Annotated in this window: 21 protein-coding genes; 5 read left to right on the top strand and 16 right to left on the bottom strand. The window is 35.6% G+C overall.

The annotated features are described in order from the left end of the window. Window positions 1-8: 8 nt before the first annotated feature. The 6 genes from ACJJVN_RS02790 to ACJJVN_RS02765 all read right to left on the bottom strand — a co-directional run bounded on the left by ACJJVN_RS02790 (window position 9) and on the right by ACJJVN_RS02765 (window position 9,094). The gene (locus ACJJVN_RS02790) at window positions 9-3,203 is read right to left on the bottom strand and encodes an efflux RND transporter permease subunit (RefSeq protein ID WP_405377063.1); all 3,195 of its coding nucleotides are present in this window, start codon (window positions 3,201-3,203) and stop codon (window positions 9-11) included. A 121-nt stretch (window positions 3,204-3,324) separates the two neighbouring features. Beyond that, window positions 3,325-4,401 carry an efflux RND transporter periplasmic adaptor subunit gene (locus tag ACJJVN_RS02785; protein ID WP_405377062.1) on the bottom strand — a complete coding sequence of 359 codons (1,077 nt, stop codon included), beginning with the start codon at window positions 4,399-4,401 and terminating at the stop codon, window positions 3,325-3,327. 51 nt (window positions 4,402-4,452) lie between these two features. Next, window positions 4,453-5,763, bottom strand: a complete 1,311-nt coding sequence (locus ACJJVN_RS02780) for a TolC family protein (protein WP_405377061.1) — start codon at window positions 5,761-5,763, stop codon at window positions 4,453-4,455. Window positions 5,764-5,919: 156 nt separating this feature from the next. Further along, entirely contained in the window at window positions 5,920-6,957 is a 1,038-nt protein-coding gene (cydB, locus tag ACJJVN_RS02775; protein WP_405377060.1) for a cytochrome d ubiquinol oxidase subunit II, read from the bottom strand. 10 nt (window positions 6,958-6,967) lie between these two features. Beyond that, window positions 6,968-8,323 carry a cytochrome ubiquinol oxidase subunit I gene (locus tag ACJJVN_RS02770; RefSeq protein WP_405370790.1) on the bottom strand — a complete coding sequence of 452 codons (1,356 nt, stop codon included), beginning with the start codon at window positions 8,321-8,323 and terminating at the stop codon, window positions 6,968-6,970. A gap of 423 nt (window positions 8,324-8,746) precedes the next feature. Continuing rightward, window positions 8,747-9,094 carry a rhodanese-like domain-containing protein gene (locus tag ACJJVN_RS02765; RefSeq protein WP_405377059.1) on the bottom strand — a complete coding sequence of 116 codons (348 nt, stop codon included), beginning with the start codon at window positions 9,092-9,094 and terminating at the stop codon, window positions 8,747-8,749. A 118-nt stretch (window positions 9,095-9,212) separates the two neighbouring features. Here ACJJVN_RS02765 and ACJJVN_RS02760 point away from each other — a divergent pair, with 118 nt between their 5' ends. Beyond that, the gene (locus ACJJVN_RS02760; RefSeq protein ID WP_405377058.1) at window positions 9,213-9,800 is read left to right on the top strand and encodes a class I SAM-dependent methyltransferase; all 588 of its coding nucleotides are present in this window, start codon (window positions 9,213-9,215) and stop codon (window positions 9,798-9,800) included. A gap of 56 nt (window positions 9,801-9,856) precedes the next feature. Here the strand turns inward: ACJJVN_RS02760 and ACJJVN_RS02755 are convergent, their stop codons facing one another. From ACJJVN_RS02755 to ACJJVN_RS02740, 4 genes are read right to left on the bottom strand one after another with little or no spacing between them, the layout of a single operon-like run. Next, window positions 9,857-11,263 carry a rhodanese-like domain-containing protein gene (locus ACJJVN_RS02755; protein ID WP_405377057.1) on the bottom strand — a complete coding sequence of 469 codons (1,407 nt, stop codon included), beginning with the start codon at window positions 11,261-11,263 and terminating at the stop codon, window positions 9,857-9,859. A gap of 59 nt (window positions 11,264-11,322) precedes the next feature. Further along, a complete protein-coding gene (locus tag ACJJVN_RS02750) occupies window positions 11,323-12,123 on the bottom strand; it encodes a sulfite exporter TauE/SafE family protein (protein WP_405377056.1) in 801 nt (266 codons plus the stop codon). Window positions 12,124-12,182: 59 nt separating this feature from the next. After that, entirely contained in the window at window positions 12,183-12,809 is a 627-nt protein-coding gene (locus ACJJVN_RS02745; protein WP_104515731.1) for a Crp/Fnr family transcriptional regulator, read from the bottom strand. Then, complete coding sequence (locus tag ACJJVN_RS02740) at window positions 12,793-13,095, bottom strand: DUF983 domain-containing protein (RefSeq protein WP_405370798.1); 303 nt, start codon at window positions 13,093-13,095, stop codon at window positions 12,793-12,795. Before ACJJVN_RS02740 ends, ACJJVN_RS02745 begins: the two co-directional genes overlap by 17 nt. A gap of 387 nt (window positions 13,096-13,482) precedes the next feature. Here ACJJVN_RS02740 and ACJJVN_RS02735 point away from each other — a divergent pair, with 387 nt between their 5' ends. Then, window positions 13,483-14,262, top strand: a complete 780-nt coding sequence (locus ACJJVN_RS02735; protein WP_405377055.1) for a polysaccharide lyase family 7 protein — start codon at window positions 13,483-13,485, stop codon at window positions 14,260-14,262. A 36-nt stretch (window positions 14,263-14,298) separates the two neighbouring features. Here the strand turns inward: ACJJVN_RS02735 and ACJJVN_RS02730 are convergent, their stop codons facing one another. Next, the gene (locus ACJJVN_RS02730; RefSeq protein WP_104515728.1) at window positions 14,299-14,760 is read right to left on the bottom strand and encodes a hypothetical protein; all 462 of its coding nucleotides are present in this window, start codon (window positions 14,758-14,760) and stop codon (window positions 14,299-14,301) included. Continuing rightward, a complete protein-coding gene (locus tag ACJJVN_RS02725) occupies window positions 14,760-17,888 on the bottom strand; it encodes a WD40/YVTN/BNR-like repeat-containing protein (protein WP_405377054.1) in 3,129 nt (1,042 codons plus the stop codon). Before ACJJVN_RS02725 ends, ACJJVN_RS02730 begins: the two co-directional genes overlap by 1 nt. Before the next feature lie 167 nt (window positions 17,889-18,055). Here ACJJVN_RS02725 and ACJJVN_RS02720 point away from each other — a divergent pair, with 167 nt between their 5' ends. Continuing rightward, window positions 18,056-18,595, top strand: coding sequence for a carboxymuconolactone decarboxylase family protein (locus tag ACJJVN_RS02720; RefSeq protein WP_104515726.1), 540 nt, complete (start codon window positions 18,056-18,058; stop codon window positions 18,593-18,595). A gap of 190 nt (window positions 18,596-18,785) precedes the next feature. Here ACJJVN_RS02720 and ACJJVN_RS02715 read toward each other — a convergent pair whose 3' ends face one another. After that, window positions 18,786-19,616 (bottom strand): AraC family transcriptional regulator, encoded by an 831-nt coding sequence (locus ACJJVN_RS02715; RefSeq protein WP_348115980.1) that lies wholly within the window; start codon window positions 19,614-19,616, stop codon window positions 18,786-18,788. A 34-nt stretch (window positions 19,617-19,650) separates the two neighbouring features. Further along, window positions 19,651-19,953, bottom strand: a complete 303-nt coding sequence (locus tag ACJJVN_RS02710; protein ID WP_104515815.1) for a rhodanese-like domain-containing protein — start codon at window positions 19,951-19,953, stop codon at window positions 19,651-19,653. 124 nt (window positions 19,954-20,077) lie between these two features. On the opposite strand from ACJJVN_RS02710, the gene ACJJVN_RS02705 reads away from it, so the two are divergent. Next, window positions 20,078-20,734 (top strand): histidine kinase, encoded by a 657-nt coding sequence (locus ACJJVN_RS02705; RefSeq protein WP_405370806.1) that lies wholly within the window; start codon window positions 20,078-20,080, stop codon window positions 20,732-20,734. Here ACJJVN_RS02705 and ACJJVN_RS02700 read toward each other — a convergent pair. Continuing rightward, on the bottom strand, window positions 20,731-22,383 hold the full coding sequence (locus ACJJVN_RS02700) for an aromatic amino acid hydroxylase (RefSeq protein ID WP_405370808.1): 1,653 nt from the start codon (window positions 22,381-22,383) through the stop codon (window positions 20,731-20,733). The genes ACJJVN_RS02705 and ACJJVN_RS02700 overlap by 4 nt on opposite strands. A gap of 107 nt (window positions 22,384-22,490) precedes the next feature. Here ACJJVN_RS02700 and ACJJVN_RS02695 point away from each other — a divergent pair, with 107 nt between their 5' ends. Beyond that, window positions 22,491-23,054 carry a TetR/AcrR family transcriptional regulator gene (locus ACJJVN_RS02695; RefSeq protein WP_405377053.1) on the top strand — a complete coding sequence of 188 codons (564 nt, stop codon included), beginning with the start codon at window positions 22,491-22,493 and terminating at the stop codon, window positions 23,052-23,054. On the opposite strand, the gene ACJJVN_RS02690 is transcribed toward ACJJVN_RS02695, so the two are convergent. Beyond that, on the bottom strand, window positions 23,044-24,159 hold the full coding sequence (locus ACJJVN_RS02690; protein ID WP_405377052.1) for an alkene reductase: 1,116 nt from the start codon (window positions 24,157-24,159) through the stop codon (window positions 23,044-23,046). The genes ACJJVN_RS02695 and ACJJVN_RS02690 overlap by 11 nt on opposite strands. Window positions 24,160-24,182 lie beyond the last annotated feature (23 nt).

The following is a 24,182-nucleotide window of genomic DNA, read 5'->3' as shown; positions in this document are numbered from 1 at the left end:
TGATTTTATTATTTATAATTTTTCTTTTCTATCATATAATAAACTAATGGTACTACCAGTAGGGTCAATACAGTAGACACAATAGTTCCACCCATTAATGATATTGCCAACCCTTGAAAAATAGGGTCAAATAGTATGACAAATGCGCCTATAACAACTGTACCTGCTGTAAGCAAGATAGGAGTGGTACGTACCGCACCAGCTTCGATAGCAGCCTGTTTAAGAGGCACACCTTCGGCAGTTCTTAAATTAATGAAGTCTATTAATAGTACAGAGTTCCTAACCATAATGCCGGCTAGGGCTATCATTCCTATAAAAGATGTTGCGGTAAAGAAAGCACCCATAATCCAGTGACCTAAAATAATACCGATTAGGGATAACGGTATGGCCACCATCATAACGATAGGTGCTTTAAAATTTTGAAACCATCCTACAATCAATATGTAGATTAAGATGATAGCTCCTAAAAATGCAATTCCCAGATCTCTAAATACTTCTAATGTTATTTGCCATTCGCCATCCCACTTTACCGTATAATCATCTTCAAAATCTGGTTGGCCTAAATACATTTCGCTAATACTGTAGCCTTCAGGCATAGGAATTGATTTTAATTTTTCTTCCATGCCTAGGATAGCATATGCAGGACTTTCTAGTTCTCCTGCCATATCTGCCATGACGTAAACGACTCTTTTTTGATTTTTACGATAAATACTTTTTGCACTTATAGACTCACTGATCTCTACTAAGTCTGCAATAGGTACCATGGTTCCCTGATTAGAAGCAACTTTAAGTTGTGAAATGTCTTGAATCGTTGACTTCTCTTTTTCATCTAGTGCTAGTACGATACCTATTTGCTGTACAGCATCTTCATCATATAGATTTGTTACTGGTCTATCAGATAGTGCTAGGTGCATGGTGTAGGCTATTTGTTGCGGTGCCACGCCATATAACATTGCCTTTTCTTTGTTGATAGTAAATTGATATTCAGTTTGGTCGTTTTCTACCATCCAGTCTATATCAACTACATCATCCGTGTTCTTTAAAATATTTTGCACTTCATTTGCTACAGTAATTTGCTGTTCATAATCTGGACCATAAATTTCTGCAACAATTGTTGAAAGTACCGGTGGTCCTGGCGGTACTTCAACTAGTTTTACATTGGCATTATACTTCGCAGCGATTTTTTGAATATCAGGACGCAATAAGCTAGCGATATCATGACTTTGTGCACTACGTTTTTCTTTATCAATTAGATTAACTTGTATGTCAGCCATATTACTACCACCACGCAAATCATAATGACGCACTAGTCCGTTAAAAGTGATAGGTGCAGATGTCCCGATGTAATTTTGATAATTGACTACTTCTGGTCTAGTAGATAAATACTGAGATATTTCTTGAGCGACCACACCAGTGCGTTCTAGTGTTGTACCTTCAGGCATATCTATGACCACTTGAAACTCGTTTTTATTGTCAAATGGTAACATTTTTACCGCAACAGAATTTGTGAAAAACAATCCCATGGTAACTAGTAAAATCAAAAAAGTACCACCTAGAAATAACCATCGTTTGAAACGATTTTCCATTAAAGGACGCTCAAATTTATTATACAGTCTATAAATAAGAGTTTCTTCAAGCGGCTTCTCCGTTTTTACAACAGCACCTTTTTTCTCTTTTTCTCTTAAAAATATATAACCTAAGTATGGAGTAATGGTTAAGGCTACAAACAAAGATAAAATCATAGCAATGGAAGCTCCTATAGGCATAGGTGCCATATATGGTCCCATTAATCCAGATACAAAAGCCATAGGTAATACAGATGCGATTACCGTAAAGGTTGCTAGGATAGTAGGGTTTCCTACTTCGTTTATAGCATATAAGGCAGCATCCTTAAAAGGCAATCGCTTCATTTTAAAGTGCCGGTGCATATTCTCTGCTATAATGATGGAATCATCAACTACAATACCGGTTACAAACACTAATGCAAATAAGGTGATCCTGTTTAAGGTGTAGTCCAGCATGTAATAACTCAATAAAGTTAATGCAAACGTGATCGGTACAGAAAGAAATACAACGAGTCCACCACGCCAGCCCATCGCTAGCATTACAACAAAGGTTACAGCAATAATAGAACCTATAAGGTGCAATAATAATTCTGACACTTTATGAGATGCCGTCTCGCCATAATTACGTGTAATTTCTACTTGCACATCATCTGGTATTAAGGTCTTGCGCAGGTGTTCAACTTTGGCAATAATGACATCTGCAATTTTCATAGCATCTGCACCTTTACGTTTTGCAACAGATATAGTTACCGCTGGATATTCAGATAAAAAACCGGTTTTTTTATCACTTCCTTGACCAAAGCCTAAACTCACATAACTTTGAGGTACCTCTGGTCCATCAATTATTTGAGCGACTTGTTTTAAATAGATAGGTTGATTTTGTTGCACACCAACTACAAGATTTTCAACATCAGTAGTACTGGCTAGAAAATCACCAGTGTTAACGATAAACTCGGTGTCGTTTTTATCAAATTTTCCAGCGTTAAGTTGGACATTATTAGCCTTGATCATTTGAGATACTTGCATAAAATCTAAACCACTAGAGGCTAGTTTATCCTTATCTAAAACAACTCTTAGTTGACGTTCTCTACCACCTATTTTATGTGTGATAGCGACATCGTTTATTTTCTTTATTTCGGCTTCTAATTCATGTGCCATCTGTCCTAGTTGATAATCACTATAATTCTCACTCCATAAAGTAAGGCCTAGCATCGGGACATCATCTATGGCACGTGTTTTTACCAGTGGCATGGTCACGCCTTCAGGCATTTGATCCATGTGTTTATTGATCTCGTTGTATAATTTTACAAAACTGCGTTCAATATCCTCGCCCACATAAAACTGCACAATCACCATTCCTTGTTCCTTCATAGAAGTAGAGTAGACGTATTCGACACCTTTGATGTTAGAAATAAGTTGCTCCAGTGGTTTAATAACACGAGATTCCACCTCAGTAGGGCTAGCACCTGGATAACCTACAAAAATGTCTGCCATAGGCACATCGATCTGTGGTTCTTCTTCACGTGGTATTAAAAATGAGCTGTATACTCCTACGACCATAAAGACGATCATTAAGAGCACAGTCAGCTTTGAATTCATAAAGACTTTGGCAACTTTACCAGCTAATCCTTCTTTCATTAGATATATTTTTTGGGCGTTTTAACAGGCTATCCGTTACAATCTTTTTGAAGGCAGTTTTCGCGAAAGCGAAAAAAACCACAAAAAGGATTTTCACTACTATCCTTAACGCAATATTGAATTATTGTATAGTCACTTTTGCACCGTTAAATAGCTTACCATTTGATGAGGTAATGTATTTTTCATCGGCATTAAGTCCTGATAATATTTCTACTTGATCACCTAGAGTTCTACCTAATCGCAACCAGCGTAGCATGGCAGTATTATTCTCGCTGATGGTGTACACACCAGTAAGTTGACCTTTTGTAATAAGTGCCGATGACGGAATTAGAACATTTTGATTTGCAGCTTTTCTTTCAACTGGGAAAGCAATAGTGGCAAACATGCCTGATAGAACCGGTACATCTGTTTTATCTAACGTTATCTTTACTAGATACTGGCCACCAGTTTGTTGTGCAGATGTACTTACTTCTTTTACCTTACCAGTTAATGTTTGTTGAATGGAAGATATCGTTACCTGTACTTCTGTTTCTTTTTTAATTTGAGAGATTTCAGTTTCAGGTACCATAGCCATTACTTCAAAATCGCCAGGCGCCTCTATAGAAAGTAACGGTTGTCCAGGATTTGCCATGTCACCTTTTTTAATGTTTTTGCTAGTAATAACACCATTAAAAGGCGCGGTTATATTAGAATATGCAAACTGAGCATTAATTTCATTTTTCATTTGCTGTGAACCTTCTAGACGAGCCTTGGCCATATTAAAATTTGCCGTGATGTCATCTAGTTCTTTTTGTGACGCACTATTATCCGCAAACAGGTTTTTAAATCTGTTGTAATCTTTTTGAGCATTATTAAATGCTGCAGTAGCTTCGGTAATACTAGCGTTTACTTGTCCTTTTTTAGCTTGTAAATCTGTATTATTTATGGCTACTAACAGCTGACCTTTTTTTACTGGATCACCTACGTTAACTAGAACATTATTTACAAATCCCATCATGCGTGTGCTCAATTGTGCGCTATTTGCTGCTTGAACTTTACCGCTTACCGCAAGAAAAGGACTGCTATTGTTGTCAATTACTGCCTGTACGGTTACAGGAATTGCAGGAGTATTGTCCACCGCTGGTTGAGATTCTTTTTCACCACAGCTCATTATTAGTAAGGTAAAGACTGCGGTTAATAGGATATATGATTTTTTCATTCTTTATATTTTATAAATAAAAAGCTTTGGCTCTTTTATTAGATGGGTTTGTTATTCTGACTTGGTTAAAAAGTTGATATACGCCTGTGCATAGTTGAATTCAAAAACCGTTTGATAATATTCTAATTGTTTTTGAGCAAATTGCGTTTCGGCATTTAGTAGGTCTGATGTTTTTTCAAGACCTTCTTTAAATCTATTGGTACGTATGCGTAATGATTCTTTAGATTGATCTAGAGCTAATTGCGCAAGTTTCAACTTGTTCTCTGCGTCTATAAGCATGCGCTGCGCTTTATTAATTTCTAATTTTGATTTAGAAACATATTGCTCATATTGTAATTTTGATTTCTCTAATGTAGCTTTACTTTTATTAGCCTGACCGATACGTTGAGAACCTTTAAAAAGATCCCAGCTCAATTGTGCACCTACCACATATCCATTTGCACTTGCTTGAAATAGATTTTCATCATACAATTCATAGGATCCAAATGCATTAAGTCTAGGCAGAAAAGCCATCTTGTCTGCCTTGTTTGCTGCTTCATAAGCAGTAGTAGCAAGCTGCATGGCTTTAATATCTGATCTGTTTTCAGAAAAGTTATTATCCTTAATAGTGATGCTTTTAATCGTTAAGCTATCACTAGGCTGGTATATGGTATAACCATCGTCATCCATTAAATAAGAAAGATAGTCAGATGCATTTTGCACGTTACTACGCGCAGTTTGTAGTTGGTTTTGAACTTCTGTAAGTCTTACTTCTACGTTTAATACATCTGCACGTTGCAGGTATCCTTGATTTAATCTGTTTTGCGCTAGTTTTAAATTCTCTTGAGCGGCTTCTTGAACTTTTTCTAGCACCGCAATTCCTTTGTAAGCTAGTTGTAATTGCATGTATGCGTTTTCTACTTCAAAAGATAGATATTCTTCTGTGCGCTGTTTTTTAAGTAAAACGGCTTCCATTGAGGCTCTTGCAGCTTTACGTTGGTACAATCCATCTATATTAATTAAGGGTTGTTGCACTTCTATTATAGTTGCAAAGTTTTGAATCTGATCTGGATCATTAAGAAGATCTGGATTGAAGTCGTTTGAAGTTAAGATTCCTTGATTTAATTTAGAACCAAAAGCCATCAATGGATTAGTGGTGATAATACCAGTATGACTTGCGGTTATATTAGGCAAGAAAACAGCTTTAGTCTGATCAAAATCTGCTTTTGCTTCTAGAAATTCTTGCTCAGATATTTTTATAGAATTGTTGTTTTTAACCACTTTTTCAGCAACTTCTTCTTTTGAAATTAGAGTAGTTTGCTGTGCTGTCGCTTGCGTTAATATCGCAATACTAAAGGTTATAAATAATAAGATTTTCTTCATTACAAGAGATTAGTAAAGCAAATTTAACTCGCTATTTTTCTTGCTAGAGTAACCTATGTTACTCAACCTTATTTAAATTAAAAAGCCACCTATTAATAGATGGCTTTTTGTTGATTTATCTCGCTTTCGCGAAAGCGTAATTATAACACTTTATGACTAGTAACTGGTATCGTCTAATTGAACTTTACCATTAAATGTTTTATATAAAAAGATAAGGTATCCAGCAAGAAGTGGAGCTCCTACGACTACCATAGTAAGCATGATTCCTAATGATTTTTGAGAAGATGCTGCATTGTATATAGTAACGCTAAAAGCCGGATCTATCGTTGATGGTAATAATACTGGATATAGTTGAAAGGCTACTAACATTAATAAAAAGGCCATCGTTAAAGATGAAAAAATCAATGCTTGAAAATATTTTTTCTTAGAGACCAATCGAGGCACATTTGCCACTGCTAGAAATGCTAATATAGGAAGTGCAAAAAATAATGGTTGTTCCTTAAATCGATCTGTCACACCTGGTAAGAATATCAGTGTGTATAACGAGGTTATTGCAAAACTAATGATAAAGAAAATCATCCCTTTTTTGAGTAAAAAAGTTAATCTGCTGTGTAGTCTTCCTTCTGTTTTAAGCAACAAGAAAATAGCACCTTGGGTCATAAATAATGATAAGGTTGTAAATCCAGCCATGATAGCATAAGGACTTAGAAAAGCAAAGAAAATACCACCTTTATAAGTATAGTTTTCTCCTATTTCAAAACCTTGTAAAACATTACCTAAAACCACTCCTAATAAAAATGCAATTAATGTATTGGATACAAAATAGATGATGTCCCAAGTGGTGCGCCACCATTTCATCTCTTCAGAACTTCTAAATTTAATGGCAGATGATCTTAGGACCAGCAATAATAAAAACAGCATAAATGGAATATACATAGCAGATAACATAGTGGCGTACATCACAGGAAACCCTGCAAATAAGGCACCACCACCTATAATAAGCCATACTTGATTTGCATCCCATAAAGGTCCTATAGCATTAATAGCGATACGTCTACTTAAATCTTTTTTGAAAAATAAATGCCATGCGCCAGCACCATAATCAAAGCCTTCTAAAATTGCATATCCTGAAAATAATAATCCAACAACTAAATACCATAGTGTAGGGTAATCTATACCTAAAAAAGTTTCCATAATGCTGGTCTTAAACGTATTTTAAAAATTCATCTGGGTTTTTTGCCTCGTCATATGGGCCGTGCTTTATCTTCTTATTTACTGAATAAATAAATAAAAGAAACAATACTGTGTAAACCACTAAGAATAAAATTAACGAGAACAATATCTGATTAGATGATACCTCTTGCGAAAATCCTTCATCAGTTCTTAAATGGCCATAGACTATCCACGGTTGTCTTCCCATCTCTGCAGCAAACCAGCCTACTTGATTTGCAATCTGTGGTAGTAATACAGAGAAGGCAAATATTTTGAGCAACCATTTTTTATCAAATAAAGTGCCTCGCCACCATAAAAAGCAAGCATATAAGGTCAATCCTATTAAAAACATGCCTATCGATATCATAATATGATAAAACTGGAAAACAGCATTTACCTGTCCAGGACGTTCATTTTCTGGAAAAGCGTTTAAACCTGTAATAGGCTCTTCAAAATCTTGATGTACTAGGAATGAGAGTCCACCAGGTAATTTGATGCCGGTGACTTCTTGGGTCTCGTCATCTACCCAACCGAATAGATACAAATCTGCAGGTGCAGATTTTTCATAATGGCCTTCCATCGCAGCTAGCTTTGCTGGTTGATTAACGGCAACGCCATCTGCAGAGCTGTGTCCAGAAAGCAATTGTGTTAAAGAAAAAATAGTGGCAACGGCTAGCGCAATTTTAAATGCTTTTTTTGATATTTCTACATATCGTCCTTTTAATAAATAGTAAGCATGTACACTAAGAACTAGAAAAGTTCCAGCAAGAAAAGCACCTTGCCAGACGTGAATGATTCTATCAACACTAGATGGATTAAAAACCATAGCCCAGAAGTCAGTCACTTCAGCTCTAGCATCAAATCCTTCACCTACGATATGGTATCCAGCAGGCGTTTGTTGCCAGCTATTTGCTACAACAATCCATACCGCAGAGAACATAGAGCCTAAGAACACCATTATAGTTGAGAAGAAGTGAACTTTAGGTGAAACTCGATTCCATCCAAATAGTAAAATTCCTAGAAAAGTACTCTCTAGACCAAAAGCAAAGAGACCTTCGGCAGCAAGTGCGCTTCCAAAAATATCTCCTACATACCTAGAGTAAACAGACCAATTAGTACCAAATTCAAATTCCATGATGATACCAGTCGCAACACCTATCCCAAAAGTGATCGCAAATATTTTTAACCAGAAACGAGTCAGGACCTCATATTGTTTATTACCGGTTTTGAGATATAAACCTTCCATAATTGCCATAATTAATCCTATCCCTATACTTAAAGGTGGATATATGTAGTGAAAGGCAATGGTAAAAGCAAACTGTATACGGGCTAGAATTTCTGTATCCATCGTGACATGATTTTGTTTTACAAAAATAGGTTCTAGACTTAGTTTCTTGTGTTACAATAGTCACTTAAAACCGTTAATTTTTTAAAATCTCGCTTTCGCGAAAGCGGGATCATCTGTCACATTTTCATAGATTCCATTTCAGGAAATTCATAAATATTTATGAATGGTATGTAATGGAGTTGCAAGTAACTTTAGAACATGATCTGCTATTTCAGCTAACTGCATTAATGCACCGTGTAACTTTTTAAATTTAAGATGTATAGTTCAATGATTTTCTCCATTTATATCCATTGAAACATCTTAGGTTCATGTAAAGTAATTGATAGTTTGTGAGAAAATAATTAAGCTCAATTGCTGCGATTTAATCGACTGATAGCTTTATTTATATTTCTCCTGATTTTCTATTTAAATAGATAAAGTTGTCTAACTCCAGTTCATAAAACCACCTTGTAAATCATAAATTTCTTTAAAACCTATGTTTTCAAGTTTTCTAGCGGCATTATTACTACGGCTACCAGAACGACAGTATAAATAAATGGCCTTTTCTTTATCATATTTTTGTAACGCATCCATAAATTTAGACGTGTTAAAAAAGTCAATATTAACGGCGCCTTTAATGTGACCACTCTTAAATTCGCTAGGTGTTCTTACATCCACTAATTGTTTTGTCTTGTCCATACTTTTAATAGCCTGCTTAAAATCTGCAGGAGATAATTTCTTTATTTGATCAGACGATGATTTTGTGCTAAAAAGGCTGCTTAAAAATGACATGATAATATTTTTATATAATTTTTCAAAATAAAAATACCACGCCTTAAGCTATTTAAAAGTGACCTTTGTTACACTAATTCATTATAATTACAAATGTTAGATTATTAAATTTACACTTATGAATTTTGAGCAAACAAATGACCTGCTAGGTGGTATTGATATTTATATTATTGACCAGATTTTAAAAAATCGTTATCATCTACAACAATCTATTTTAGATGCAGGTTGTGGTAAAGGAAGAAATTTAAAATGGTTCTATGACAATGATTTTGAGATCTATGGTAATGATGTAGATTCTGATTTTCTCGCTTTCGCGAAAGCGAAATACCCAAAGAGTAAAGCTAATTTTATAAATTCAAATCTGGATGAACTACAGTATAAGGATAGTAGTTTTGACCACGTTTTATGTTGTGCTGTATTGCATTTTGCAAAAAGCGAAAAGCAATTTACAGAAATGTTTAAAGAATTAATACGAGTATTAAAACCTGGTGGCACTCTATTAATTAGAATGGCCTCAAACATCGGGCTAGATGGTAATGCCCCAATAGTACGGTTTAAAGATAATGGACAAAAAGGGACTTATTATTTAACCAGAGAACGCATTGCTTTATTGCTTTCAGAATTTCAATTAGAATTATTAGAACCGGTAAAAACGACTAATGTGCAAGATGAACGAGCCATGACAACTTTAGTTCTATCCAAATAAAAAAAGCGACAATTTCTTGCCGCTTTCAACTAACTCAACCATAATTTGATACCTTACTAAAGTGTCGATGGACAGACATAATTAGTAACAGCGATATCAGTTTCTTTAATAGCGTTAAATCCTCCTTCTACATTTATTAAATTATGTATACCTCGACTTTTTAATATCGATGCTGCAATCATGCTTCTATAACCACCAGCGCAGTGAATGAAAAAAGTGTTTTCTGGAAATGATGCTAGGTGATCATTAATGTAATCTAGTGGAGTGTTGTGAGCGTCCACGACGTGTTCTGATAAAAACTCACCTTCTTTACGTACATCAAAAATAGGCAGATGACGTTCATTTTGCTCTTCTTCAAATTGCTTAACTGTTATTGAGGTCACTTTATCATATTCCATAGCGGCTTGTTTCCATGCTTCAAATCCGCCTTTTAAGAAGCCAATTGTTTGGTCAAAGCCTACTCGGGAAAGTCTTGTTAGAGTTTCTTTTTCTCGACCTTTTGTTGTAATAAGTAGTAATGGTTGTTTGACATCTGCAATTAGCGATCCTACCCATTGTGCAAAATTACCGTCTAAACCTACAAATATGGATCTAGGGATATGACCGTTTGCAAATTCTTCTTGAGATCTTACATCTAGGATGATTGCTCCAGTTTCATTTGCTGCAGCTTCAAACGCTGCTGGTGATAGAGCTTTTGTCGCCCTATCCATAACGGTGTCTAAACTTTCATAACCTTTAATATTCATCATTACATTTTGAGGGAAATAACCTGGTGGTGGTGTGAGACCAGTAAGAAGTGCTTTTTTAAATTCTTCTTTACTCATTTCTTGCAATGCATAATTGGTTTTCTTCTGGTTCCCTAAAGTGTCAGTAGTTTCCTTGCTCATCATTTTACCACATGCTGATCCAGCGCCATGATTAGGGTACACAATTAAATCATCACTTAACGGTAAAATTTTGTTACGCAGCGAATCGTACAAGTAACCAGCTAGTTTGTCTTCTGTAAGATCTTCTACAACATGCTGAGCTAGATCTGGACGTCCTACATCTCCTATAAATAAAGTATCTCCTGTAATGATACCGTGTTCTTTACCATCTTGATCGATTAATAAATAGGTCGTACTTTCCATAGTGTGACCTGGAGTATGGATTACTTTTATTTTATAATCACCTAACTCAAAAACCTGTTCGTCTTTTGCAATCAAAGCGTCATAGCCAGGTTGTGCCGTAGGTCCAAAAACAATTTGTGCTCCTGTTCGTTCACGTAGGTCTAGGTGACCGCTCACAAAATCGGCATGAAAATGAGTCTCAAAAACATACTTAATCTTTGCGTTATCTTTTGCTGCTCTTTCTATATAAGGATTCACCTCTCTTAGAGGATCAAATACCGCAGCTTCACCATTGCTTTCTATGTAATATGCAGCGTGAGCTATGCATCCTGTATAAATTTGTTCTATTTTCATGATGATTTTATTTCTTGTTTAAAATTAAAAAAAGTGATCATTTAAAATGGTAACATAAGTCACATAACAAGTTCTTTGATGATGATATATATACCCATCACCAAGACAAACCAACCAAATGCTTTTTTTAGTTTTTTACCGTCTATAAATTTATTGAGATAGATTCCTAAGAAAATTCCAATAATAGAAAGCGCTGTAAAGGGTAATAAAAAGAACCAATCTATTTCCAGATTTTTTACATCACCTAGAAATCCTATCAATGAATTTATGGAAATAATGAATAGGGAAGTGGCTACTGCTTTTTTCATGGGTAGCTTTGCGAGTAGTACTAAAGAAGGTATGATTAAAAATCCACCACCAGCGCCTACTATTCCAGTAATGGTACCGACTACTAAACCTTCTACAACAATTATGGGATAGTTGTAAGTTACGACGCTGTCTTCATCGCTTTCTTTGCGCTTATTACGTATCATGGAAAAAGATGCTAATAACATTACAAAAGCAAAAAATAGCATGATTGCAAGGTTTTTAGTTAGCATAAATCCGTTTACCGTAAATAATTCATCTGGTATCGCTGGTATTAAATACGCTCTAGTTAGGTAAACCGCTATAAAGGCTGGAATGGCAAATATGATAGCGGTTTTAAAGTCTACCAAACCTTTAGTCATATTCTTGATAGCACCTACGAGAGATGTCGTACCTACTACAAAAAGAGAATATGCAGTGGCTAGAACAGGGTTTAATGTAAGGGCATAGACTAAAATGGGTACAGTAAGAATGGAACCACCGCCGCCTACAAGCCCAAGAACAAAGCCTATTAAAAGAGCTCCTATAAATCCTAATATTTCTATTATTTCCATTCTATAAATTTTAAAAACTCAAATATAGAAGGAGCTTAATCGCATGTTTGTAACAGATGTTACACGACTTCAATAAAACTGCGGTGTAGCTTTATCTTATTAATATTTTCCATTTTTTTAAGTAGTCGAGAGATGACAACTCTGCTGGTATGTAAATCTGCAGCAATTTCTTTGTGAGTAGTATAGATATGTTTACTATTAAGAATTTTAATTTTATCGTTCAAGTAATTTTCTAGACGCTCATCCATATTGTTGAAAGCGATATTATCTACACTTTCTAATAGCTCCATCATACGTGTGTGATAACTGGTAAAGACAAAATTGCGCCAAGTCTTATATTTAGAAGACCATTCTTCCATTTTTGTAACAGGTATCATTAATAGTTTAACTGGAGTCTCTGTAACAGCATGAATTTCACTTTTAGTATTTCCTACACAGCAAGTCATAGTCATGGCACAAGTGTTACCTTTTTCTAGATGGTAGAGTAATAACTCATTGCCATCAGCATCGGGACGCATAATTTTAATGCTTCCAGAAAGTAAAAGTGGCATGGATTTAATGTATTGACCAGGCTTAATTAAATCTTGTCCAGCAGGAACTTCCATAAAAGTTGCCACGCTATTGATGTCTTCTATAAGTGCTAGCTCAAATTGTGAACCATAATATTCTTTAAGCTCTTGTATCATTTTTGACTTGTTTTGCAATCATAGGATTGTACTTAAAAAAAAGATGTGCCCATATCGCTTTAGAAACGGCACCTATATATGGAAATGTTAAGGCAAGTATGGCAACTATAGCAACAAAGATAGTTAATGGATTATCTGCTAGACCTAAAAATAATAAAATTACATATGTTGCTACTGCAAAAGCGATTCCTACAGCATAACTAACATACATCGCACCAGTATAGAAACTAGGTTCAATACTGAATTTTAATTCACATTTTGAACATCTTTCTTTTACCTTATTCATCTTAGAAATTTTATAAGGATTTGCTTCAAGAAAATTCCCTTGACGGCATTGAGGACATTTTAAAAAAAGGATACTGTATATAATAGATTTCTTAAACATCTTTTTATTTCAAAGCTACTTATTGCAGCCTCTTTTATGTGTAACAATAGTTACATACATACTGAATTGACAACGGTAATTCTATTTTAAAAATAAGACTTTGTTCCTTTATTTAAGAAGACTACCTCATAGGCCACATTATAGTGTGCTATTATAAAATTCTTATTTTAAAGCTGTTTTGTTTTTAAATAGATATGAAATGGGGCGATTATTAACAGATTTTAAAATAAACAGTTAAAATATATCGATTGTAAATGTTTGTGCTCTACATTTAAAAAAAAATAAACGATGTTCAAGAATTTTACTTTTTACGCGTTGCTTATAGCCACTGTTGGGATTTTTTCATGTTCTTCAGAATCTGATGAACAAAATAATTTTATACAATTAGTGCCTAATGATGATGACACTACAGATGGTGATACAACAGAAATCGATAATATACCAGGTGATAATTTTGCATTAGCTACACTTCAAATAGAAACCAGCTGGAACACGGCAGATAGAGCTACCGTTTCTGAAGATGCAACGACACATGGCCCGACGGCATATTACTTTATGGAGAATCAAGAAATGGTTTTAATAAGTAAAGAACCAGATGGCAAACGCACAGAGCTTAAAGAAACTCCAGGACAAGAACGTTCTCTAGATGTGGTGAAATCACTGTCTTACACAGCTACTATATTTAATATACCAGAAAACGGTGTGACTATCGCACAAGTACATAATAGAAGTACTGGTGTATTAAGACCACTAGTCAGAGTTTATATAGACGACGACCACAGGATTAAATTTAAACTAACGGACGACCCAGATAGTGATTCTCAATACACGACGATTAATGGACCTTTATATCAAGAAGGAGATATCATAGAAGTTTCTATGAGTACATCAAATGGAACAGCGTCTTTTACAGCAACGACGCCAGCTGGTACATTTTCTGAAACCTTTACACCTTCTAATAACTGGACACCATACAGTAATGGGTACTATTTTAAAGCCGGTGTTTATACAGAAGGAAATGATACTCGAGCCGAAATTCGCTTCTCTGAATTTGATTTAATTAAATAAATCCAAATAAAAGAACTACAATAATACAGTTATTTATTAAAGCCCAAGAAGTGAATAATCAAAATCACTGACGGGCTTTTTTGCTTTTTTTAATACCCATAAACCTTCGGCAGGAGGTATTTCTAGATCTAGATTTTCATCCATTTCATTTTGCATAAACCATATACCATTCATGGCTTTCTTCTTATAATCAAAAGAACCATTATAAACGATCTCAAAATTGTGTTCTATCTCTTCTGTATTGAAACCATCTTCTAGAATAACATCATTACTGGTATAAGAGACCGTTAAAGAAATTAGATTTTGTTCCCAAAACCCAGTAAAATTTACCGTTCTACCAGTTGAGAATGGTCCTTTTTCTTCGGTATGATGACCGGTTATAATGCCGTCTTTAAATTCCATTTCAGTAAATAGCCTGACTTTTTCTCCAAAGAAAGGAAGGTCAAATCCTAATCCGTAGATAAAATAACCTTCCCAGTAACCGCTTAATTCTTCCATTATTTTTTCTCTTTCTCAATCACGAGATACTCTAAATTAAGGGCATTAAATTGCTCGTTGAATTTTTTAATATCAGATTGTAAAACTTCGTCAAAAATAGCTAGTTGCTTTTCAATCTCAGCAGTTAATTCATCTTTAACTTCTATACTTTGTGAAGTAGGAGCAAAGTCACCTATTTGTGCCAGACTATTTAAATGAGCTAGTTTATTAGTTAATCTTATCGGGAAATTTAAAGGATCCTGACCACTTCGGTTTTTCGTTTGATAAAGTGCTTTTTCAACCTCGCTAAATTTCTTTTTCATCTCCTTAGACATCGCGATCATATCCTTAACACCTTGTTCTTCTCTATCGCCATACAACGCTTCAAAAGCACTTAGTTTTTTATTAAATGCGCGTATGTTTTTAATCGATTTATGAGCCTTGTCTACCGTAGCGTTTACTTCATTTACATAATTAAATTGTGCCAGCATGTCTGCATCACTAGCCTCGCTATTAGGAGCAGATATAATAGTGATAGGTTGTGATTCCATTTTACCATTTACTGATAATTCTACTTTGTAAGATCCAGGTACGGCCTTAGGTCCAGACATATTTGCCCACCATAAAATCATCCCTGGTAGTTTTTCTGCTCCATCATAAACCGTATTCCAATTAAAAGAGTTGGCACCTTCTTTTACTTTTAATTTGTTCTTTTTATCATAGGTAGCATAGGTTTTTATCAACTCGTTTTTAGCGTCATAAAAAGAAAGTGATACACTATCTTTTTCTTTCAACGTCGGAATATAAAAATGTACTTGTACTCCTGCCGGATGATTTGCTCCTGCGGTAAGTGAACCTGCACGACCATTTCCTGCCATACGGTAAGAGGTTTTAGGTTTGAAAAGTTTGTTTTCGTCTTGCTTTCGCGAAAGCGAACTAGAAAAAGCTTCTCTCACTAATCCTAGATCATCATGTATCCATAAACTTCTACCTTGTGTCGCGATAATTAGGTTGTTATCCTTTACAGCTAGATCTGTAACTGGTACGATGGGTAAATTCATCTGGAATGATTTCCATGATTTTCCATCGTCGGTAGAAATGTATAAACCAGTTTCTGTTCCTGCATACAGCATTCCTTGTACTTGATCATCTTCTCTTACGACTCTAGAAAAATGCTCTGATGGGATGCCATTTGTTATTTTTTTCCATGATTTACCATAATCTGTAGTTCTATATAAGTAAGGTGTAAAATCGCCTAATTTATAACGTGTAGCAGCGACATAACAAGTAGCCGCGTCATAACGGCTAGGTTCTATGCTGTTAATTTGTGCCCATTCTGGTAATCCCTTAGGTGTAATATTACTCCAGTTTTTACCACCATCTTTAGAAAGGTGTAAGAGTCCATCGTCGCTACCTATCCATAACTCGCCAGCGTTTAAAGGAGATTCTGCTGCGGCAAAAATGGTACAGTAATACTCTACACTTGTATTATCTTGAGTAATCGGTCCACCGCTAGAAACTAGTTTTGTTGGATCGTTTCTAGTTAGATCAGGTGAGATAGTTTCCCAGCTCTGACCTTCATTAGTAGTGACGTGTACATTGTTAGAAAATGCATAGAGTTTATTAGGCTCATGTTGAGAGAACAGAATAGGGAAATTCCACTGAAAGCGGTATTTCATTCCTTCGGCACCATGTCCCATAGGGTTATCTGGCCATACATTAATCGCTCTTTGTGATTTAGTCTTGTGATTATAACGAGTTAAATAACCACCATAACTACCTCCATAAACGATGTCGTTATCTTTAGGATCTACAGCAATATGTGCACTCTCGCCACCTGCAGTTCCTTCCCAATCGTTATCTGTAATGCTACGTCCAGTGGTGCGATGAGGTAATCTTATCGTCCCATTATCTTGTTGTGCTACATAGATTCTATAAGGAAAAGAGTAATCTGTAGTCACACGATAATATTGTGCTGTAGGCTGATTGTGATACGTACTCCATGTCTCACCACCGTCATAAGTGATTTGTGCGCCACCGTCATCTCCCATAATCATACGGTCAGAATCTTCTGGTGCGATCCATAAATCGTGATGATCGCCATGTGGTGCTCTCGCGCTAGAAAAGTTTTTACCACCATCGGTACTTTTATGATAGTTGACATTAACGACATAAACTTTATCGACATCTTTTGTGTCTGCATAAATACGTGTATAATACCAGGCACGTTGTCTTAAACTGCGATCACTGTTTGTCTTTTTCCATGTTAAACCTGCATCATCACTGCGGTACAATCCACCTTGATCTTTATTTTCTACGATGGCATATAATCTGTCAGAATCTACAGGTGAGACTGTAATTCCCATAATTCCTAGAGTTCCTTTTGCAAAACCTTCATTTTTTGAGATCTCTTTCCACGTTTCTCCATAATCGTTACTTTTCCATAAAGCACTACCATCGCCACCACTAGATAGACTGTATGGTGTACGTTGTAATCTCCAGGTACTTGCATACAATACACGTGGATTACTAGGGTCTATGATTAAATCTACCGCACCGGCTAGATCATTAGTAAATAGTTTTTTACTCCATGTTTTACCACCATCGGTACTTTTATAAACACCACGATCTGTAGTAGGCTTATAAATGTTACCTAACACGGCGGCATAAACGGTATTATGATCGTTAGGATCTATAACTATTCTAGGTACGTGACGGCTTTTAGGTAATCCAGCCTCAGTCCATGTTTTACCGGCATCTTCTGTTTTCCATATGCCATAGCCGCTGGAAACATTACCACGCACCGTTTTCTCGCCACCACCTACATAAATTACGTTATGATCGCTAGGCGCAACAGTTACGGCACCTATAGAACCGCCAAAAAATCCATCAGAGATATTGCTCCAGGTACGTCCACCATCTAAAGTCTTCCACACACCACCACCTGTACTACCGAAATAGAAAAGATTAGGTTTTCCGGGAACTCCGGTAACCGCAGCACTACGTCCACCACGGAATGGTCCCAAGAGTCTAAATTCCTGCGATTCATAGAACTTCTGTTCTTCTGGTGGTTCTGGTAATTGTTGTGATTCCGCTTTCGCGAAAGCGAGAACAACAAATGCAAATAGGATATAGTATAACTTATTCATGGTAGGAAAATTTCCTATAAAGATACTACACCATTTGTAATTTATCGTATCGGGAATAATAGAACAGTACTCGGGAAATGAACACATTTTTAAAGGCTACTTACTGTCGCATCTTTGTAGTGTCCTAAGGGATAAGAAAATAACAATAATTAAAAGTATATAATATCATGGCAACATTTAATGTACCACAAAGAAGTGAAGTAAACGAAGTGAATCAAGGAATTTTTGATAACCTAGAAAAGCAATTAGGTTTTGTTCCTAATTTATATGCCACTTATGCATTATCTAATAACGCATTAAACAATTACCTTTCTTTATCTGGAGCAAAAACATCTTTAAACAATAAAGAAAAAGAAGTAGTAAACCTAGCAGTAAGTGAGGTAAACGGATGTGATTACTGTCTTGCAGCGCATACGGCTATAGCGCAAATGAATGGTTTTACTCAAGAACAAACACTAGAATTAAGAGCTGGTAAAGCGTCTTTCCAGACTAGTTATAATGCTCTTGCAGGTCTAGCAAAAAACATTACAGAGAATAGAGGTAGAGCAGATAAGGCTGTAGTAGATTCTTTTCTAGCGGCAGGTTATACTCAAGAAAATCTAGTAGATACTATAGTTTTAGTAGGTGATAAAACCATCTCAAACTATTTACACAATACAACTCAAGTACCAGTTGATTTCCCAGCGGTACAACCTTTAGATGCTTAATAACATTTAGGTAAGAGTTAAATTTTTCATAGTTGGTTAGTTGAAACAGGTCTGTCTCTTAGGAGTACGGGCCTGTTTTGTTATATCTAATATTGAAAAATAATGGTTAAAAATAAAAGTGAGTTACCACCTAGTTTTATAGGACAGTAACTCACTTTTATACGTACTTAAAATACGTTGTTTTTTTAATTTATTGCTTTCTAAAGGAAAGTGGAGAGGTGCCCACTTGCTTTTTAAAGAATTTAGAAAAATGACTAGGCTCATTGTAACCTAGTTCATAAGCTATCTCTTCGGCACTTTTGTCAGAGTAGAGTAAAAGTCTTTTAGCCTCGGCAGTGATGCGCTCGTTGATTATCTTAAGAGGTGATTTTACATCATGCTTCTTAAAAAAGTTAGAAAGTGTTTTAGGAGATTTAAAAAGTAAGTCTGCATAGTCTGCTACCTGGTGCTTTTCTTTGAAATGCTGTTCTACTAGTATATTAAATCGTCTAACTAGATCGACTTGCTTTACCGTTAAATCGGGCTGGTAACTTTCTTGTTTAATCAGTCTGGTAGAGGTAATCAACATTCTCTTTAATAAAGTACGTAACATCTCTCCCTGAATATGATCTTTAGTATCAAATTCTTCCTGAAATAAAACCAGCATCGCATTAAAACTAGCTTGTTCCTTTACAGTTAAGTCTATAATAGGTGCTGTAGAAGAACCGAAAAACAACATTCCCATACAGGATACCTCAGAATCATTATGCTGTATGCAATAGAACTCACGGTTAAACACAAACGCTATTAATCCATAATTATCCTTTGGGATTTCTACTATGTTCACAGGGGTACAAAAAAGTACTTGATTCTTTTTAAGTACGACTTCATATCCATCTACAATAAGGCGTTCTTCACCTTCTGTACACCAGACTATTTTATATAAACCCTTTTCTTTAAGTAGCTGTAATGATGGTCCACATTGAAAACTTGTTACAGTAAACCTTCCTTCGTCTTTGATGTTATGGTAATCTAATTTCATAGATTAAAAATAGGAAGAATATATAACTAAAGTATCACGACTTCAAATATTTTCTCATAGAACCTATACCACCGGCATTTACAACTTTATAACCATTGGCTTTTAATTTTCCAGCAGCGATATTACTTCTTCCTCCCATGGCACAGTACACGATTAATGGCTTTTCTTTATCGAGAGCATTCATTTGTTGATCAATAACTTGAACAGGTATATTTTTAGACCCTTCTATATGACCGCCGTTAAATTCAGATGCGGTACGCACATCCAGTAATTGAGCACCTTCTTTAAGGTATTTCTGTATTGTTTCTTTTTTCTTATTTTTAAATAGACCGAACATAGTTTTCTTTATTGAGACGTTTGTTTTTAGTTTACTTACCTGCAAAGTAGTAAATTGTTATTATAATTTCGCTTTCGCGAAAGCGGAACCACAACATATCACTTTTAATACCTACATTAGGATCATGGGAGCAATTATTGGGTACATTTTTATCGGTTTACTAGTAGGACTAGTAGTTATTCAGTTTTTAAAAGAGTTGGATAGAAAAGAAGTACAAGCTAGAAAGCTGGTAGGAGCAAAGGGTCTGCATAAATTGGAAATACAACGCAATGCTATTTTACAAGAACTAGAACAAAAGTCTCCGGAAAAAACAGCCGTTAAAACAAAGGCAGTTTCATTGATCTATAAACTCGCAGCCAGTAAAAATAAATTTACTTTAAAAGATATAGAGCATACCACTCAACAACTTCAAAACCTGTATGACCAGAACATAGAAGGTGCATCGGTCTATAAAATGAATTTTCCAGAAAAGGAATTACTCAATTTTGAACCTAGAGAGATCTTGTCTTTATTAATTATTATTAATGAAGGCTTGCACAACGCAGCTATTCATTCTCAAGCTAACTATATATTCAATATCGCATCTATAGAAGACGATTTCTTACATATAATTACCCACGATAACGGACTAGGTTATGATCGTAAAGCTGTCGCAAATGGTGATGGTATTCAACAAATCACGACAGCTGTAAATGAATTAAATGGTGACTTAAAACTGACCAGCACACAAGGTAATGGTACTGTTGTAAATGCAGTTATACCATTAACTGATTTTAGTTAACCTATCAATTCTTCAATCTCCTCAATAAGCAGCCACTGCTCAGGATAATCATTTTCTACTTGAGCTTTTAATTCCTCAAGTAACGGTTTATTTATTTTATCTTCTTCTCTATAATTGCGCACTTTCTCATATAAACCTTGAATGGTAATCTCTCTTTTTGAGAAAACTGGCTTTATAGTTTTAGTATCACTCTCATGAAAAACAAGGTCAAAACTGTAATAATCTGCAGGGCCAGCATAGGCACTTACTATTTCTTTTCCTACGGCTAGGTTAAGCATGCCGTCTTCTGGAGTAAATAGAACCTCGTCCTTATAAGTTACGGTACAGTCGGTAAACTGAATGAGCATTAATTTACCATTCAAATTACGCTGTCCAGTGACGTTTAAACCTTCTACTTTAATTCCACTTTCATAGGTAAATTCAATGCGCTCGTTGTCATAAAAATTATAAGCTTGTAAATCACGAGGTCCCATATCTTCTATAGCTAGATTAATTCCCTTAAGTTTCCCTAGCGGACTCAAAAAACCGTTTTTATGCGTACTGCGGCCATGACCTATAAGCTCTTTTTCTCTATATGCAAGAGCACTCTCTCCAGTCGTTTCAAAGAAAACCACCTCGTTGTCATCATTAGTAATCATGCGTGTAAAATGACCACTTATTTGTAATCCAGTACTTAACTCAATAGTCCCAAGAGATTTTGAATTAATTAATTTTTGTAAGCCACGATGTCCGCCTTTACGTACTGCCATGGTGTTTGCAAATTCTTCTAGTACCTCACTAAGGGTCGCAAAATTAGGCGTTACATAAAGATGAGGTTGCTTGCGCGTGATATCAAAATCTTGATAAGCTGCATCAATAGTATACAGTCTTTTTTCTACCGCAGGTTCTAGACAGCTTTTACTTTCTCCTAGACTTGATAATAATCCGGCACCATAAAGTTTAGGATTATCTAGCGTACCTACCAGACCGTATTCTACCGTCCACCAGTGTAAATTTCTAATTAAAGACATTTCACTAGGTTCTACATCTTTGTTTTGAAGACGCTCTATATTTGCCTCGGCAGCTGCGATTTCTTTATCCAGCTCTGGGTTTTCTGTCTCGCTACGAGTTTCTTTAAGAATAGAAATCTTGCGCACTGCCTCATACATTTCATGATCGTGTGCGCTAGAAATAGCTTTGCTGCCTATCTCGCCAAAACGTCTTAAATATTCTGCATAATCTGGGCTTGCGATAATAGGAGCGTGCCCAGCAGCTTCATGAATAATGTCTGGTGCAGGAGTGTATTCTATGTTATCCAGCTTTCTTATGTCTGCCGCAATGACTAATATTTTATAAGCCTGAAATTCCATAAAAGCTGCTGGCGGTATAAAACCATCTACAGCAACAGCTGCCCAGCCTATTTCTTTTAGAATGCGATTCATACCATACATGGACGGTATGTTATCTATAGAAATACCTGTTTTCTTAAGTCCAGCAATATAAGATCCATGAGCCACCTGACTCAAGAACTCTACATTTTTGCTCATCACATGACGCCACACAGCCTGATCTTGATAGGTATAAAGGTCATAATTTTGAGGCTTTATAAACTGTTTTAGATGCGGTGGTAATCTTTCAAGAAGCGGATTAATTTCTATATTCTCTAACATTGTCGTAGGGTAAAGTTCAAAGCTAGTCTAAAACAAATTATTCTAATTATTGTGAATAGACTTTTAATCAATTTTATGATAGTCATGTTCTATTATATTTGCAACTTATGTCTCGCAAAAAACAAATTCTCAAAACAGCTGCTCAACTTTTCAAAGAACGTGGTTATAGCGCTGTCACCATGCGCGATCTCGCGGCCGCTATGGATATGAAAGCGGCTAGTTTGTACAATCATATTTCTGGGAAACAAGAAATTCTTGCCACACTCATTCTAGATGTTGCTCATGAATTTACAACTGGTATGGATACGGTAGAGATGGATGATAAGTCCGCTTTCGCGAAAGCGGAACAGCTCATACTATTACACATAAAAATAGCACTAGAATATACAGATGCACTGGCAGTATTAAATACCGACTGGATGCACCTAGAAGGAGTGCCTTATCAAGAATATATCAAGTTGCGTAAAGACTATGAACTAGATTTTAAAAATATATTAGAGAGTGGAATAAAAGCTGGTGAGTTTAAATCTCTGAATGTAGAAACCATGCTTTTTAATCTTCTCAGCACATTAAGATCCATATACCTATGGATACCAAAAAAGTCGACTACCGAAGTAGCCGACCTTAAAAAAGAGTTGCCTCAAATATTACTTACAGGAATTAGTTCTTAGCCTTTTCTTCTTCTAAAGTAGGGTAGTCTGTATAACCTTCACGACCTTGTGTATAAAAGGTTTCCATATTCCAGTCTGCTGTTTCAGCCTTTAATTCAAAACGATGTGCAAGATCTGGATTAGAAATAAATAATTTACCAAAGGCAACCAGGTCTGCATGACCGTCTTCAATTACCTTATTACCAGATTCACGATCAAATTGATTGTTAATCATCAAGTTTCCATTGTAAATAGGACGGTAATGTTTTGCTATTTCACTTACCAGAAAATCGATCTTACTTACATCTGTAAATGGCTCTGAAAGATGTAAATAAGCCAGGTCGTATTCATTTAATCTATTAATTAGATAATCAAAAAACGGAATAGTATCTGGTGTTCCATCAATTCCAAAAACTCCATTTAATGATGGATTTAATCTACATCCTATTCTATTATCTGGGAATGATTCTTTCACCGCATCTAAAACTTCAAAGAAAAAACGAGCTTTATTCTCATTACTACCTCCATACTCGTCTGTACGTAAGTTAGATTTATTATTAAAAAATTGGTGTATTAAATATCCATTAGAACTGTGTATTTCTACACCATCAAAACCTGCCTTTTTAGCATTTGCAGCAGCGTTTCCATAATCTTTTACTGTTTGCTCTATTTCTTCTACCGTCATAGCGTGTGGCGTCACAGTCATTTTCTTCTCGCCATTAGGGTTTCTATGTTCCACTTCTGGATTTACAGCACTAGGTGCCCAAGGTAACTGACCGTCATGAAAATCTGGCAAAGAAATACGTCCTACGTGCCATAATTGTAAAACTATTTTCCCGCCTTCTTTATGTACACTATCTACGACATTTTTCCATCCTTCTACTTGGGCTTCATTAAATATTCCAGCCACATGTGCATATCCTCTTGCTTGTTTTGATATCTCACTAGCTTCTGTTATAATAAGTCCAGCACCAGCACGCTGCGTGTAATAATCTATGTGTTTTTGATCTGGCGATTGGTTTTCATTAGTTGCTCTGGATCTAGTTAGAGGCGCCATTACAATTCTGTTTTTTAATTCAATTGCTCCTAGGCTTATCGGTTTTAAAAGGGGTTGTGTCGTGCTCATATCTGTTTTTAAGTAAAAATATT

The sequence above is a fragment of the Nonlabens sp. Asnod3-A02 genome, assembly GCF_045063755.1.
In the GTDB taxonomy this organism is placed as follows: Bacteria; Bacteroidota; Bacteroidia; order Flavobacteriales; family Flavobacteriaceae; genus Nonlabens; species Nonlabens xylanidelens.
This window is presented reverse-complemented; position numbering and strand designations above follow the sequence as displayed.